16 protein-coding genes are annotated in these 14,084 nt (G+C 41.6%); 13 read left to right on the top strand and 3 right to left on the bottom strand.

Going from position 1 to position 14,084, the window contains the following annotated elements; all coding sequences use genetic code 11:
- Positions 1 to 7: 7 nt before the first annotated feature.
- Positions 8 to 1,336, top strand: a complete 1,329-nt coding sequence (xylA, locus tag ACHZBG_RS03230; protein ID WP_320128005.1) for a xylose isomerase — start codon at positions 8 to 10, stop codon at positions 1,334 to 1,336.
- Here xylA and ACHZBG_RS03225 read toward each other — a convergent pair.
- The 3 genes from ACHZBG_RS03225 to ACHZBG_RS03215 form a co-directional block, all read right to left on the bottom strand.
- Positions 1,333 to 2,244 (bottom strand): AEC family transporter, encoded by a 912-nt coding sequence (locus tag ACHZBG_RS03225; RefSeq protein WP_320128004.1) that lies wholly within the window; start codon positions 2,242 to 2,244, stop codon positions 1,333 to 1,335. The two genes, xylA and ACHZBG_RS03225, sit on opposite strands and share 4 nt — an antisense overlap.
- Before the next feature lie 192 nt (positions 2,245 to 2,436).
- A complete protein-coding gene (locus tag ACHZBG_RS03220) occupies positions 2,437 to 3,390 on the bottom strand; it encodes an aldo/keto reductase (RefSeq protein WP_320128003.1) in 954 nt (317 codons plus the stop codon).
- A 2-nt stretch (positions 3,391 to 3,392) separates the two neighbouring features.
- Positions 3,393 to 4,271, bottom strand: a complete 879-nt coding sequence (locus tag ACHZBG_RS03215) for a VIT1/CCC1 transporter family protein (protein ID WP_320128002.1) — start codon at positions 4,269 to 4,271, stop codon at positions 3,393 to 3,395.
- Between the two features lie 111 nt (positions 4,272 to 4,382).
- Between ACHZBG_RS03215 and ACHZBG_RS03210 the strand changes: the two genes are divergently transcribed.
- The 12 genes from ACHZBG_RS03210 to ACHZBG_RS03155 all read left to right on the top strand — a co-directional run bounded on the left by ACHZBG_RS03210 (position 4,383) and on the right by ACHZBG_RS03155 (position 14,061).
- Entirely contained in the window at positions 4,383 to 4,670 is a 288-nt protein-coding gene (locus tag ACHZBG_RS03210) for a Trp family transcriptional regulator (RefSeq protein WP_320128001.1), read from the top strand.
- A 171-nt stretch (positions 4,671 to 4,841) separates the two neighbouring features.
- Positions 4,842 to 6,089, top strand: coding sequence for a glycosyltransferase family 8 protein (locus ACHZBG_RS03205; protein ID WP_320128000.1), 1,248 nt, complete (start codon positions 4,842 to 4,844; stop codon positions 6,087 to 6,089).
- A gap of 189 nt (positions 6,090 to 6,278) precedes the next feature.
- Positions 6,279 to 7,655, top strand: coding sequence for an undecaprenyl-phosphate glucose phosphotransferase (locus ACHZBG_RS03200; protein WP_320127999.1), 1,377 nt, complete (start codon positions 6,279 to 6,281; stop codon positions 7,653 to 7,655).
- Positions 7,639 to 8,502 (top strand): DUF6675 family protein, encoded by an 864-nt coding sequence (locus ACHZBG_RS03195; protein ID WP_320127998.1) that lies wholly within the window; start codon positions 7,639 to 7,641, stop codon positions 8,500 to 8,502. The genes ACHZBG_RS03200 and ACHZBG_RS03195 overlap by 17 nt, the downstream gene beginning before the upstream one ends.
- 17 nt (positions 8,503 to 8,519) lie before the next feature.
- Positions 8,520 to 10,499 (top strand): hypothetical protein, encoded by a 1,980-nt coding sequence (locus ACHZBG_RS03190; protein ID WP_320127997.1) that lies wholly within the window; start codon positions 8,520 to 8,522, stop codon positions 10,497 to 10,499.
- A gap of 21 nt (positions 10,500 to 10,520) precedes the next feature.
- A complete protein-coding gene (locus ACHZBG_RS03185) occupies positions 10,521 to 11,291 on the top strand; it encodes a glycosyltransferase family 2 protein (RefSeq protein WP_320127996.1) in 771 nt (256 codons plus the stop codon).
- A 228-nt stretch (positions 11,292 to 11,519) separates the two neighbouring features.
- Positions 11,520 to 12,143, top strand: a complete 624-nt coding sequence (locus tag ACHZBG_RS03180) for a hypothetical protein (protein WP_320127995.1) — start codon at positions 11,520 to 11,522, stop codon at positions 12,141 to 12,143.
- The gene (locus ACHZBG_RS03175; protein WP_394699316.1) at positions 12,133 to 12,330 is read left to right on the top strand and encodes a triple tyrosine motif-containing protein; all 198 of its coding nucleotides are present in this window, start codon (positions 12,133 to 12,135) and stop codon (positions 12,328 to 12,330) included. Before ACHZBG_RS03180 ends, ACHZBG_RS03175 begins: the two co-directional genes overlap by 11 nt.
- A gap of 79 nt (positions 12,331 to 12,409) precedes the next feature.
- Positions 12,410 to 13,183, top strand: a complete 774-nt coding sequence (locus ACHZBG_RS03170) for a HAMP domain-containing sensor histidine kinase (protein ID WP_320127994.1) — start codon at positions 12,410 to 12,412, stop codon at positions 13,181 to 13,183.
- Entirely contained in the window at positions 13,074 to 13,373 is a 300-nt protein-coding gene (locus ACHZBG_RS03165; RefSeq protein WP_394699376.1) for a sensor histidine kinase, read from the top strand. Before ACHZBG_RS03170 ends, ACHZBG_RS03165 begins: the two co-directional genes overlap by 110 nt.
- Positions 13,364 to 13,624 (top strand): response regulator, encoded by a 261-nt coding sequence (locus ACHZBG_RS03160; protein WP_320127993.1) that lies wholly within the window; start codon positions 13,364 to 13,366, stop codon positions 13,622 to 13,624. Before ACHZBG_RS03165 ends, ACHZBG_RS03160 begins: the two co-directional genes overlap by 10 nt.
- Positions 13,588 to 14,061, top strand: a complete 474-nt coding sequence (locus tag ACHZBG_RS03155) for a helix-turn-helix domain-containing protein (protein ID WP_320127992.1) — start codon at positions 13,588 to 13,590, stop codon at positions 14,059 to 14,061. The genes ACHZBG_RS03160 and ACHZBG_RS03155 overlap by 37 nt, the downstream gene beginning before the upstream one ends.
- Positions 14,062 to 14,084 lie beyond the last annotated feature (23 nt).

The following is a 14,084-nucleotide window of genomic DNA, read 5'->3' as shown; positions in this document are numbered from 1 at the left end:
GAAAAATATGGAATATTTTGTAGGTGACAAGGAATACTTCAAGGGTATAGGAAAAATCAAGTTTGAGGGAAAAGGGAGCGATAATCCCCTTGCTTTCAGATATTATGATGCGAATAAGAAAATCGGTACCAAGACCATGGCTGAACACCTTCGTTTTGCTACTGCGTACTGGCATAGTTTTTGTGCAAATGGAGCTGATCCCTTTGGCAGTCCTACCATGTCCTTTCCTTTCGCAAACAAGGATCCCATGGTAGAGGCAATGGCTAAAGCTGATGCGGCCTTTGAATTCTTTACTAAATTAGGAACTCCTTTCTACTGTTTTCATGATGCAGATGTCTCTCCTATGAGTGACGATGCAAAAACCTATGAACAGAATTACCACAAGGTTGCTGCAGTTTTGCTTCAACACCAAAAAGAAACAGGTATCAAACTCTTATGGAATACAGCCAATGCGTTCAGCCATCCCAATTTCATGAATGGTGCAGCAACCAATCCTGATTTTGCAGTGGTTTCGCGTGCAGCCTTGCAGGTCAAGAATTGTCTGGACGTGAATGTGATGTTGGGTGGAAGTAATTATGTATTCTGGGGTGGCCGTGAAGGCTATATGACTTTATTGAATACCGATATGAAACGTGAACGTGAGCACCTTGGTCGTTTTATGGTCATGGCGCGTGACTATGGACGAAGCATTGGTTTTAAGGGAAACTTCCTCATTGAACCCAAGCCCATGGAACCTTCCAAGCATCAGTATGATTACGATGCACAATCAGCTATTGCCTTTATCAAGGATTTTGGTCTTGAACATGATTTCAAGTGCAATATCGAGGCAAACCATGCCACGTTGGCCGGTCATACTTTTGCCCATGATTTACAGGTTTGTGCAGACAATAATATGCTCGGCAGTGTCGATGCAAACCAAGGTGATGCCCAGAATGGTTGGGATACCGATGAGTTCCCCTCCAATGTCTATGAAACAGTATCGGCAATGCTCGTCATTCTACGAAAAGGTGGCCTTGAAAGTGGTGGCTTGAATTTTGATGCCAAGCGCAGAAGGAATTCCACGGATCTTGAGGATTTGTTCATTGCCCATATAGGCGGAATGGATAGTTTCGCCCTTGGACTGGAGATTGCAAACAAGATAATCGAAGATGGCAAGTTTGACGCCTTTGTAAAAAACCGGTATGCCTCCTTCGATAGTGGCAACGGCAAGACTTTTGAAAAAGGTTCCATGGATTTTGCCTCCCTTGCTGCTTTGGGCCGGGAAGCCAAGATAGTCAAGACAAGCGGTAAACAGGAATATCTGAAGAATCTTCTCAATTCCTATCTGTTTGGTTAGGCCGTAAGGATAGGAATCAAGATCATATACAGAAGGATACCGGCAATTACGGATAGCGATGTAGTGAAGGACGAAAGTCGTCCATCATGGGTACATCGCTCCGTAAAGGCCGAGGATATGGTCGAGATTGGAGAAAAGAAAAGTAGGGTAAGCGTAATCTTCACCACTTGGGTCCACGGGGTGAAATACCAGACTGCCAAGGAAAAGGCAATGGCTCCGAGGTATCTGACCAGAAGCATTTTTACCGAGTCCTTGATCCAGTCTTTTTCAAAATGCAGATCAAGCATCAACCCGATCATGAACATGGCAACGATCGGGTTTGCTTTTCCTATCAATTGCATGGTTTGCGCCATGGTAGATGGAAGATGTATGTTCAGAAACGATAAAAGCAACATGACCAAATATGTATCAAAGGGAACCGATTCAAAGAGCTTTTTGACCAGATCCTTTGGATTTGGCCGAATATTCCCTGCCACCGATGCCGCCAGGGAGTAGGTGAAGCCGGTCGCCATCAAGGCATTTCCCAAATCAAATAAAGCAGCGACAACCATGCCTGAAGCTCCAAAAAGACCTTGGATGAAGGGAAACGAGAAATTCCCGATATTATAGGTCGCACCGTTGAGCAAGGCATAGGATTTCTTGTAGTTCGATTCCTTGCGCATTATCCAATAGCTTACGGCCATGAGTATGCTATTGGAAAGGATTCCTACCAGGACCAGAACCAAGAGGGAATAGTCCATCGAGAAGGAATCAAAACTTGCGATGATTGCAGAAGGAAGCGTGACATTGATGGTGATTTTTGCCAGCACCTTGAAATCATCCTTTCCGAAAAGGCCAATTCGTTTCAGTAGGTTCGCAAGGAAAATGATAAAGAGAAAGGACAAAGGCTGTGCAAAGGATTGTTCCATGGTACAAGGCTCCTCGAGAGTAGTGGTGGGGGATTTCCAATAGTCAATTGGTTTGTCTGTCATGCAGACTGGTAGAAGTCAGAGTCCTTCACTTTCTGTAGATTTCATGCAGTGATTGTTGTACAGAACTTCAATGCTTTGCACTACTACTTGCAGGGCAAAGCGTTGAAATCAGAGTTGTTCAATTCGCGCTTATAAAAGAGAGTTCAGCTGATCTTTTGAAAGTGTAAGATCGGCCCCACTGAGGGTATCGGTGATCTGGCTGAGCCTTGAGGATCCAGCAATTGCTATGGTTGGATTTTTCTGGCTGGTAAGGTAGGCCATACAGATTGCTGCCGGTGTAACTCCCAGTTCCTCGGCAAGAGCTTTGCATTGGGGCACCAAAGCAAGATTTTCTTCGGTCATGAATCGGGAACGAGCTTGTTTGCTAAGCGTATCTGTCTTTCCTGCGATAACTTTGGAAAAAAGTCCCTTTGCCTGCGAAGCAAAACACATGACAGGGAATTTGTTTTGTTCGTACCAGAGCCTTTGTTCGTCAGTCATGCATACCATGGTGTCGTCACCCCAGGTTTCCGGAGTGCACCTAGCTAGGCTCCATTGAATTTCACTTATCGTGAACAGAGGTTTTCCCTTGGCTTTTGCCCAGGTGTTTGCCTCTTCAATTCTTTTGGTTGTCCAGTTTGAAGTTCCCAAATGCTTGACCAAGCCTTTTTCTACCAGGACACTGGCCATGTCAAGTATTTCCGGGGCTTTCAATTGTAAGTCATCTCTATGGAAATACCAAATATCCACATAGTCGGTTCCTAGTTGTTCCAGACTTTTTTCAAGATCTTCCAACATGCTATGTTCATTGAGTCGAGAGTGATGCAAATCTTCCTTGGGTGGGTGGCATCCCTTGGTAACGAGGGTAAGACTTTTTCGCAGGTTATTTGAACGCAGCCATTTTCCTATGACAAGTTCACTGGTAGAAGGGCCTCCTGGGACATCCTGCCCATAGACATGGGCCGAATCAAGAAGATTTCCCCCTGCCTGGACATAGGCATCGAGTTGGGCAAAGGAAATTTCTTCATTTATGGTTTCTCCATAATGATCGCAACCGAGAGCTATCTGGGAGAGGTTTTTGTCAAAGAAAGGTATGTATTTCATAGTTATATTTGAATTCCCAGGAATTTCTTTACAAGAATTCCGATAAAGAATGATATGGCAGTTACCGAGAGGCTGATGCCTGCCATTTCCAAGAATCGTTTGCCAAACGGTAAGTCTTTCGCAACAGATGTATAATAAGTGAACATCATGATGATGATTACGACGGTTATCATCATGACGGCCAGGGCCACTACATAACTGGAAAAAATCAAATATGGCATGACCATGAACGCCACGGTGAAGACATACGCGATACCCGTATACATGCTACTTTTCGCTGCATTTGCTTCACCGCGATTCTTGGCTGATAGATATTCGCTGGAAGCCATGGAAAGTGTTGCAGATATGCCTGTGATCAGTCCTGAAAGTGCAATGAGCCGGGTATTCTGCAAGGCAAAGGTAAGCCCTGCCAGCGTTCCTGAAAGTTCTACCAAGGCATCACTGAGACCCAAGACCATGGAACCTACATATTGCAACCGTTCTTCATCAAGCATAGCCAGCAACTCAGTTTCATGGTGTTTCTCGTCTTCGGCGATTTTCTTGGCTTCGGGAATCTGGGCAAAGAAAGTCGAATATTGTTTGGCTGCATTGCCTTCCCCGTTTTCCATTTTCTTGAGTACAAAGGTGAATCCCAAAATAATGCTGAGCAAACTTAACCAAGAGGCTTTTCTCCTATTGGGTTTTGCTTTTACTCCTGTAAGGTTTTCCCATATTTTTGCATGTTTCAATTCTTCTTGGGCAATTTTTTCCAAGACATCTTTGTTATGTTCATCTTTCAAATGTTTTGCAATCTTTGTATAAACCAGATGTTCCGTAAGTTCATTGGCTTGCATCTTCATCAAGAATTTCTTTGCTGAAGGACTCAAAGGGTTTTCATTCATGGCTGCTCCTACTTAGAAATGAGTATAGTTATCAACAGAGGTTTTGAAAATAGGTTTGCTTGACCGCATTGATTTCTGTTTGTAGAATCAATACAGAGTCTGGAGGCAGATATGGAAAGCGATTATGAGGATTTGATCAGAATTTTTACCAATACTACCGATGAAAAGGTGATGCAACAGCTTTTTGAGGAGATGTTTACTGCAGGGGAGCAAAAAGATTTTACACTTCGTTGGAATCTGCTGAAGGATCTCTATAGGGGCATTCCCCAAAGGGAGATTGCCGCAAATTACAAAATATCATTGTGCAAGATAACCCGTGGATCTAAAATACTTAAGCAAAAAGGGTCCTATTGCCGAAAACTATTGAGTGATAGGTATGATGATCATCTTCATATTTAATACTAAAAATATACTTGCATGATAGTGTTCAGGAATTGATATTCAGGCTGTTCTATTGCAAGGTCACCTATTGCAGTTACATAAACCATAGTAGGATGGTAGTATAGGTACATATAGTTACAGAAAACATGGATTGGTCCTAAGAGATTTATATAAAAGTTGAGAGAAAAGATGGCATCTATTACCTTTCTTGAGTTGAATTGCAAGAATTCATTGTTTGCTCCTGCCTCTGTGTTTGTCCCCTTTTTGCAAGATCTTGAAACCTCCGCTTATTCCCCGTTTTTCTCGATGATTCGACGGGCTTGGAAACATAATAATCTTGATTTCGTTGGTTTTTTCAAGGAAGATGAATATTTGAGTTCTGCACCATCCCGATTTCCTTCACAGCCTTCCGGTATTATTCATGAATCATATCTATCCCCTGCATTTCCAAAAGCCATTCCTGTGGTATTTGCCTCCAATGAACGATTTGCACCTTCTCTTGGGGTATGCCTGCAATCGATGCTGGAACATTGCTCGAATGATCGGTTCTATGATGTAGTCATCTTGGAATCAAATTTGTTGGAGGACTCAAAACAACGTCTGGCGAGGTTGGTGAAGGGAATGGCAAATGTTTCCCTGCGATTTTTCAATCCCACCGAGATAATATCCCAATATTCCCTTAAGAAAAATCCAACCGACCATATCAGCCTTGAAACTTATTATCGCTTTCTTATTCCTGACATCCTTCCTTCTTATGGTAAGGTTCTTTATTTGGATTGTGATACGGTCATAAATGATGATGTTGCTTTCTTGTTTGAAACTGATCTGCAGGGTAAAACCTTTGCCGCCGCCCTTGATGCAGAAATTGCCGGATTACGCCATGGAGGGGATTCCTTGTTGGTATCGTATATGCAATCTGTTTTAGGTATGGGAGCTGACGATCCCTATTTTCAGGTTGGGGTACTTGTTTTGGATTTGGAGAGGATGAAAAGGACCCATTCGGTAAAACAATGGTTGACCATTGCAAGTGAAAGAAAATACAGATTCAATGACCAAGATATCCTAAACAAGGAATGTAAGGGAAATATCCTTCAGCTCGATACAGTTTGGAATGTTGTTGTTGACTGCGGGGGGAGGAGACTTCCTCTTATTATGAAGGCCCCTGCCGAGATTTCCCAAGCCTATCTTCAGGCACGAGAGCATCCTGCGTTGATTCATTATGCGGGATTTTTGAAACCCTGGAATGATTCTTCTTCGGATTTTGCCTATGTTTTTTGGGATTATGCAAAGCGTTCGACTTTTTATGACAGGCTTTTGCTTTTGGAAAAGCAAGCACAAGAGGGCAAGGATCATAAATCATTGAGTGAATATCTCTTTCCGAGGGGAAGCAAACGAAGGCAATTCATGAAGAAGATATATCTTAGAATGATGCAATAGTTATCATTCAGCCACTTTCAGTACTTCTTGGAATGGATATTGTTTCCCCGGTTTGCTGTCCTTTTAGGTAGGTCTTGAAGATTTTTATTGTCATAATCTGTTGTAGTTCGTTGCAGAAAACAGGGTTGACAGCATGATTTGTTGTATCGATACTTCGGTAGATTGGTTTAACCCTAGAAAGGGGAGGATATGTTAAAAAGATTAAGACAATCCCTTGTCCTGAAAAAAATATTTATTGATAGTCTGGTAATACTTATTTCTTGGTTCTTGGCCTATTATTTACGGTTTTATATATTGCCTGGTGGCCGTAGGGATTCATTTTCGTTATTTCTTTATTTGGCAGCGTTGGTCTTGCTGATGTTTTTTTATTTTCTTAGCAAGAACCGACTATATGAGGTTACGCTAGATCATTCCTGGAGGAAAGAAACTTCACGGATTTTTACCAGTTCCTTCCAAGTTTTCTTGTTGCTTGTCGTCATTCTGTATTATTTCTTTCCAAGTAAAGTAAGTAGAATTACGATTGCCTTGTTTTTCTTTTTTGTTACTGTTTTCTTGATAATTGAGAGGACCATTATTTCGCAAGCCCTGCAAAGAGCATATAAAGAAGGGCATTTTGCACAGAAAATCTTGCTTGTAGGTTTTGGTCAAAAACTGGAGAGATACCAAGAAGCCCTAAAACAATATTGTTCTGGGGATCTATGCATTGTTGGTCAGTATGATGGGCAAGGGCATGCTTTACCAAATTGCAAGCAAATTGATGCTAGTTCCTTACAGGAAGCTGTCAAAAAGACTGCTCCTGATCGTGTTGTGATTGCGTATCCCGGAAAAGAGTATGATCATCAACAGGAATTGCTTGCCCAAGGTCTGGACTTGCTCAATCAAAAAGTATTCTTATTACCCTCTTTGCCTGAGTCATATATAGGAACAACGATTTCTGACTTTAAATGGATACCGATGCTAAATCTCAATGCGGCGGAAATGGGAATATTCCAACGATTTGAGAAGCGACTCTTTGATGTAATTTCTTGTTCGCTCGTGATTCTCTTGTTATCACCCTTATTTCTGTTTATTGCTTTGGTTATAAAAATTTCTTCTCCCGGTCCCGTAATCTATAAGCAGAAAAGGGTGACGAAGAATGAGAAGATCTTTACAATGTATAAATTCAGGAGTATGCGCACAGATATTGAGGAAGGTGCGATTCACTGGACTGAGCAGGATGATCCAAGGATAACAAGGATCGGGAAATTCCTGCGCAGAACAAGTATGGATGAGCTTCCGCAGCTTTTCAATGTAATCGGGGGATCTATGAGTCTTATCGGCCCTCGCCCGGAGCGTCCTGAACTGGTAGAGCGTTTTAATAAGGAAATCCCCGGATATAGGATGAGGCATCGAGCAAAAGCCGGAATTTCCGGGTGGGCTCAGGTCAACGGGTGGAGAGGAAACACTTCCCTGGAGAGACGTATTGAGTTTGATCTGTACTATATTCGTAACTGGAGCCCTTTATTTGATGTGAAAATTGTATTCTTTACTTTCTTCAGGGGTTTCGTAAATGAAAATGCCTATTGATATCTGGAGCTATATGTACAAGAAAAAAAAGTTTGTTGCATTTCTATTTATATTGGTTTGCTTTATTGCAAATTTGGTTGCAGAGCCTGAGTTGCAATCGATTTTGCCTCAATTGAGTGGCAATTCCATCCAATTATTACAGAACGGGGAAATGGTCAGCGGTAGTACTTTGAACAATGGAACGATTACCCAGTTTGCACCTAAAAATTCAAAGGCCTATGAGCAAGCCCAAGCGTCGCAGCAAAAGCAGAATGGTTTCTCCTTGGTTTCCATCCGTTATATTCCGTATCCTGATAACTTGAAGGATCTGACAGTTCCTCGACGGCAATTGGTTCTTTTCAATAAGATCAGGGCACTCTCTACCCAGATAGGAATTACCTATATATCGCATAGGGCAGGGGACAAGCCAAAAGTCTTGATTGAGAAATGTTGGTACCTGGCAGACGATACGAACCTTAACAATCATCTCCCCGACCCGGTTGTTACAAAATTACCCCTTACTGCGGAGAATTTTGTATATCAAAAGGATTCTACTTTTGGGGGTAACCGTTATGATTATCGCTATGCAAACAGCGAACGGGAAATCTTTGTTGAAATAAAGAATATAAGTGCCTTGAAGGTTTTTGGATTGTTCCCTGCCGTTTCGAAAGGCAAGCTTGTCATGAATCTGGCTACGTATCAATTGGATGAAGGAATTCTTGTCTTTAGTCTTACTACCATTGAGGATAAGGATCCTAAAATCTCTGTCCTGGGCTATACAGTTGATCTCTCTTCAGCTTTTAAACGTCGAATAACTGCATTACAGCAATGGTTTGAGAAACAACTCTATGCAGATGAAATTAAATAGAAAAGTAGGTTGTTAACATGTCTGGTATCTTGAAAAAATTGTCTCTTGTTCTTGTCCTCATGGTTCTTGCTGTTGTATCTCTTTCAGCAGCAATCTATTCTTCAGTTCCTGTAGGCCATAGAGTCTATAGACTCCTTGATGCAGCCGAGATTCGTGGATTGATAGATCATCAAATTGCAGTTCGTCCTTATAGCGCTGACAAGATCATCAAACTGCTTACCGCAATTCAGGCACAAGACAATAAAATTTCTTCTATAGAACGACAGGAACTTTCAGCCTTGCTTGCTGAATTTACTTTATCATATGGAAAAGAGGCCCATGGTCCTGAGGATCTTTTATCTACCGGGTTTATCAGGACGTATGATCAGCAGAACGATGTCGGGGCATCGTTGGGAGTTGAATTAAGTACGACCCAAACCTTTTTATTAGGTACCGATGAATATGATTCTCGTAATCAGGCCTTGTTTTTTCTCAAGGGCGATCTTGGAAATCATATTTCATTGAATATGAATTTTGGCCTTTTGGTCGACAAGATCAACAATAGAGTTTTTCTTCCCACTGAATTCACGATTCCCTGCGAAGGTTTTTATATGCAACTTCTCAATGGAGGAAGTCAGCTGGCGACTTTGCCTGCAACTGCATTTTATACGGGACTCTCGATGTTTCCTGAGCTTTCAGGTTCTTTTCTGGATGGCAAGGTTAGCTTGCGTTGGGGATCAATCAAGCGCGATTGGGGTCCTGGTCTGAATAACTTGCTTATTTCGGGCTCTGCTCGGACAATTGATGGAGTAGAGGCTGATGTAGAACTTACCAATTGGCTGCGATATTCGGTAATGACGGGTTCCCTGGGTATTTTCTCCTTGAATTCCATCGATGGAGTCCAATTCTATTCTGATTGGATGGGGGACAAGTCAAACTATCGGTTTGACAATAACCTCAGTGCCCATCGGGTTGAAGTCGATGTACTTCCCAACCTCACCCTTTCGATCTATGAATCGGTGGTCTGGAAAAAACGTTTTGAGTTGGGGTACCTGAATCCTTTGGCTATCTATATGTTCGAACAGAATAATTTGGGTGACCTGGACGATGTACTTGCCGGTGTTGACGTCAATTACACGCTTCCAGGCAAGGCACGGTTCTATTTTGCCGCGGCAACTTCTGAGATGCACGATATAGGAAGTCTGAAAACCATGCTTACTGCGCCAAGAAACATCCTGGCTTTCCAGGCCGGCATAGTCATTCCACTTAATATTGGTTCCTTCTCTTCCCTGACCTTCCAATGGACCTACCTTTCACCGTTCTTCTACTCCCATTACCCGACCCTGGAGAAGGTAGCAACGATTGATAGTTCTTCTACTGATACATCAATTACCACGGATCGTGATAATACTATTACTGTCAATAGTTCTGATACAGTGAACGTCGTGACGAAAAGGGATGTGAAAAATGGAAATGAAACTGGGGAAGATCTTACGTTTACGAATGAAAATGAAACCCAGTATACTTCTGATGGTAGAATCAAGATTGTAAAGGCTGGTACTTCCTATGCGATTTATGAAACCACAAAGGAATCTGCCTATGTGAACAAGGGGGAGAATATCGGGTATCCACTCAATCCAAACTCCCAGGAATTTCTCGTACAACTTGATGCGGTTTTTGGGGAAGGTTGGACTACGACTTCTTCCTTGAAGTATCAGGTGCGTAGCGGTCAGTATGGATATGATATTACCCAGTATATGTTCTATTCGAACTATGCGGATTATGAGGAAAAGAATTTTTGGGCAAACACTTTTGAACATTCTGTTACGTTGGAAATGGAGGTAGGAAAAAAACTTCCCGATATGCCAATAAAAATCACGGCAAGCTATCGTTTTACCACTACTTGGGATCGTGACATAATCTCCAGTGATCCTGATGGGAGGAATACGCTATTCTCCGACTGGAATAGCCCTACCTTTGACAATGCCTTGTCCGTAGGCGCCAAGATTTTTTTCTAACTATAAAGTGAGGTCTGTGCAATGAAAAATCAAATGCTTTGTTCGGTTATTGTTCCTGCCTACAACTGTGAACATACCCTTGTCCAGAGCATTGAATCTGTTCTTTGCCAGACCTATTCCAACTTGGAAGTCCTTATCGTAAATGATTGTTCCACCGATGGCACCTTACAAGTAATACAAACCTTGGCAGAGCAGGATGCTCGTATTCGCTGTATTGCGCTTGCTTCAAATGGTGGTGTCGCCAAGGCTCGTAACCGGGCATTTGCAGAGGCTAGGGGAACGTATTGTGCCTTTCTCGATAGTGATGATATCTGGGTACCAGAAAAACTGGAAACCCAAATTGCCCTTCTCCAAGATGGCAAGAGTGATTTTACCTATAGTTCATATTCTTTTATTGATGGAAAGGGGAAGGTTATTGGTCAAGCAAAAATGGTTCCTTCCTCTTGTTCTATTTCCGATATTCTCAAGGAAAACTTCATTTTATGCTCCACGGTGGTCATCAAGACAAAATTTTGCAAGACCTATGCCATGGATGGGGCCTACGCCCATGAGGATATGGTATATTGGCTGACTTTGTTGCAAGCAGGTTGCAAAGCAGTCGGATGCGAGACTGTTTTGGCCTTCTATAGGATCTACAATCAGAATCGTTCAGGAAACAAGGCAAAGGCAGCTAAGGATCGCTGGATTGTCTATCGTCGTTTTCTGAAACTAAATATGATAAGCTCCTTATGGTATTTCCTTTCGTACACTGCTTATGGTATTAGAAAATACAGTAAATTGAAAAAAATATAGTAATACTGTAGGTTTTCTGTAATTCTTTGGTGTCCTTGTTGTTTTCTCTATGCGGTCACTCTATGGAAAGTTTCCATGGAGGAGTTTTTATTCTTGCACGGAATGAAATTTTACTGAGTAGAGCAAGGCTTGTTGAATCACTCTTAATATTGATTTATCTTGCAAATGCTACTAAGCTAAAAAGCTATATATATAGCTTTTGGTTATTATAAGAGGAATATAGGAAGTATGGTATTTAAAAAAAGGAACCTGGTTTGCCTATTGCTGCTCCTTGTGGCAGTTACTCTTTGGGCAAGTGAACCGTTGGTTTCTTCTGATCAAGTTTCTGGCTATGAAATTTCTTCTTATCATTTTTCGATCAAGGGAAAAACCAAGGAATTTGCATTGCGAAATGCAATAATTCCAGATGGACCAGAACCAATATTTATAACTCTTGAGGATTTCAAGCAGGCCTTGGACGCCAAGAAACAGATTCTTGATAACAAGAGAATCTTCAGTAGTGTTTCTTTCTCGTACGAGCTTACGTCCTTTTCCAAGGGAATTGCCTACTATGATGTGTATTTTACCATTGTAGATTCCTTTACCCTGTTACCGATTCCCTATGCAAAATATGACAACGATGCCATAGGGCTTCGTGTAGGTATGAAAATATATGATAAGAATCTCTTTGGAACTTTTGCTGATTTATACATAGTTGGTCATATCTCGCAAGGAAATGGAGGTCTTGATGGCTGGGATAATCGGCAGGATTATTTAGAAATGTCGGTGGATTCCCTGCCTCTGGGATCATCCCAAGAAGGATGTTCTCCGGAAAAGTATTTCAGAAACCGGGAAGATACAGTTGAAATATGAGCAGAATTCGATTACACTCGATTTCGCATCATTCGATTATGCCAATAACATTGGTATTCAATACTCATATTATCTTGAAAATTTTGATAAAGACTGGACTGAGCCTTCGGTTGGCCGATCGGCAACCTATACCAATTTAGATCCGGGAGAATATACGTTTCGGGTTAAAAACAGTTTCTATCGATAGGCAGGAAAGTAATACCGGACCTGCGCTCACCATCGTAGTCCTTCCACCTTACTGGCAGACCTGGTGTTTTCGGGTTATCTTGTTTGCCGCAATTGCAGGCTTGTTTTATATGCTGATTGCTTTTTTGGTGAATAAAGAAAAGCTCAAGAACGATTTGGTGCTTGAACGCATGAAAGCCAAAGAATTGCATGAGCTTGATATGATGAAATTGAGGTTTTATACCAATATCTCTCATGAAATCAGGACTCCACTAACCTTGATTCTTGGTCCGCTCGAAAAAATGAAAAACAACATGCTTCCATCTTCTGAAATTAAAGGGCATGTTGAAGTAATGTACCGAAATGCGACTCAATTACATCAGTTAATCAATCAGTTACTCGATTTCAGAAAGTTGGAATCAGGCAATATAAAGCTCATTTTAACAAGCGGTGATCTGGTTTCGTATATTTCTGAAATTGTTAGTTCGTTTGACAAATTTGCTGAGGAGAAGGAGATTGAACTGAAATTTAATTCATTGAAAAAAAGGATTATAACGAATTTTGATACCGATAAGGTTGCCAAAATCATGAATAACCTGTTGTCGAATGCCTTTAAATTTACAGGAAAGGGTGGAAAAATATCAGTCAATCTTTCGCTGGTGTTTGACGATTTGGTTGAAAACGATCCGCTTGAAAACTCAGAAGAGAACCGGTTGATTGAAATCACGGTGAAAGATAATGGAATTGGAATTTCGGAGGTCGAATCTGGAGAAAATATTTACACGCTTTTTTCAGGTTGGAGAAGGTGCAACACAGACTGGAACTGGCATTGGCCTTGCTTTGACCAAGGAACTTGTCAAATTACACAACGGTAAATTATTTGTTACCAGCAAACCGGGTAAAGGATCGAAGTTCACCGTTCAGCTTCCTTACGAAGATCTTAATGTTTCTGAATCGGCGGAACTAGTCCATTCTTTTACTCAAAAAGAACAAGAATCGGTTGCGACTGCTTTGGACGAACATTTAAGTGATCAGATTGTATCCGGACAAAAATTATGCTTTTAGTCGACGACAATGCTGATGTTCGTTACTTCATTAAATCTCATTTCTCATCAGGTTACAATGTCCTGGAAGCCGGCAATGGCATTGAAGGTTGGGACATCGCGCTTAAAACCATTCCCGATATTATTATTAGTGATGTGATGATGCCTGATATGGACGGGTTTGAATTTTGCCGGAAGATCCGAAAAGATGAACGTACCTCTCATATTCGATATTGTTGCTTACTGCTTTGGGATCGCGGGAACATGAAATAGAAGGACTGAGCTATGGCGCCGATGATTACATTACCAAACCTTTCGACTTGGTCATTCTACAGACCAAGGTTGAAAATATCCTTTCGGTAAGGCAATCCCTAAAACAAAAGTACACCGGCGAAATGCTGCTACAGCCAAGGAATGTGATACTGAGTTCGCCCGACGAACGCTTCCTTCAAAAAGCGATTACAGTTGTTGAAGATAACATTGATGACCCAGATCTTGATATCGAGAAATTTGCTTCCGAAATTGGAGTAAGTCGTATGCAATTGTACCGCAAATTGAATGCATTGACAGAGATGACCGTCAAGGAATTTGTCCGCAGCATTCGCCTGAAACGGGCAGCTCAATTGCTGGTACAGAAAAAGCTAAATATTTCGGAAGTTGCTTATGCTGTTGGGTTCCGTGATTTGTCGCATTTCCGAAAATGTTTTTAAGCAAGAGTTTGGAATGAGTGCCA

The organism is uncultured Sphaerochaeta sp., from assembly GCF_963676625.2.
Taxonomy (GTDB): domain Bacteria; phylum Spirochaetota; class Spirochaetia; order Sphaerochaetales; family Sphaerochaetaceae; genus Sphaerochaeta.
The sequence above is the reverse complement of the archived record's forward strand: the minus strand, read 5'-3'. Positions and strand labels throughout refer to the sequence as shown.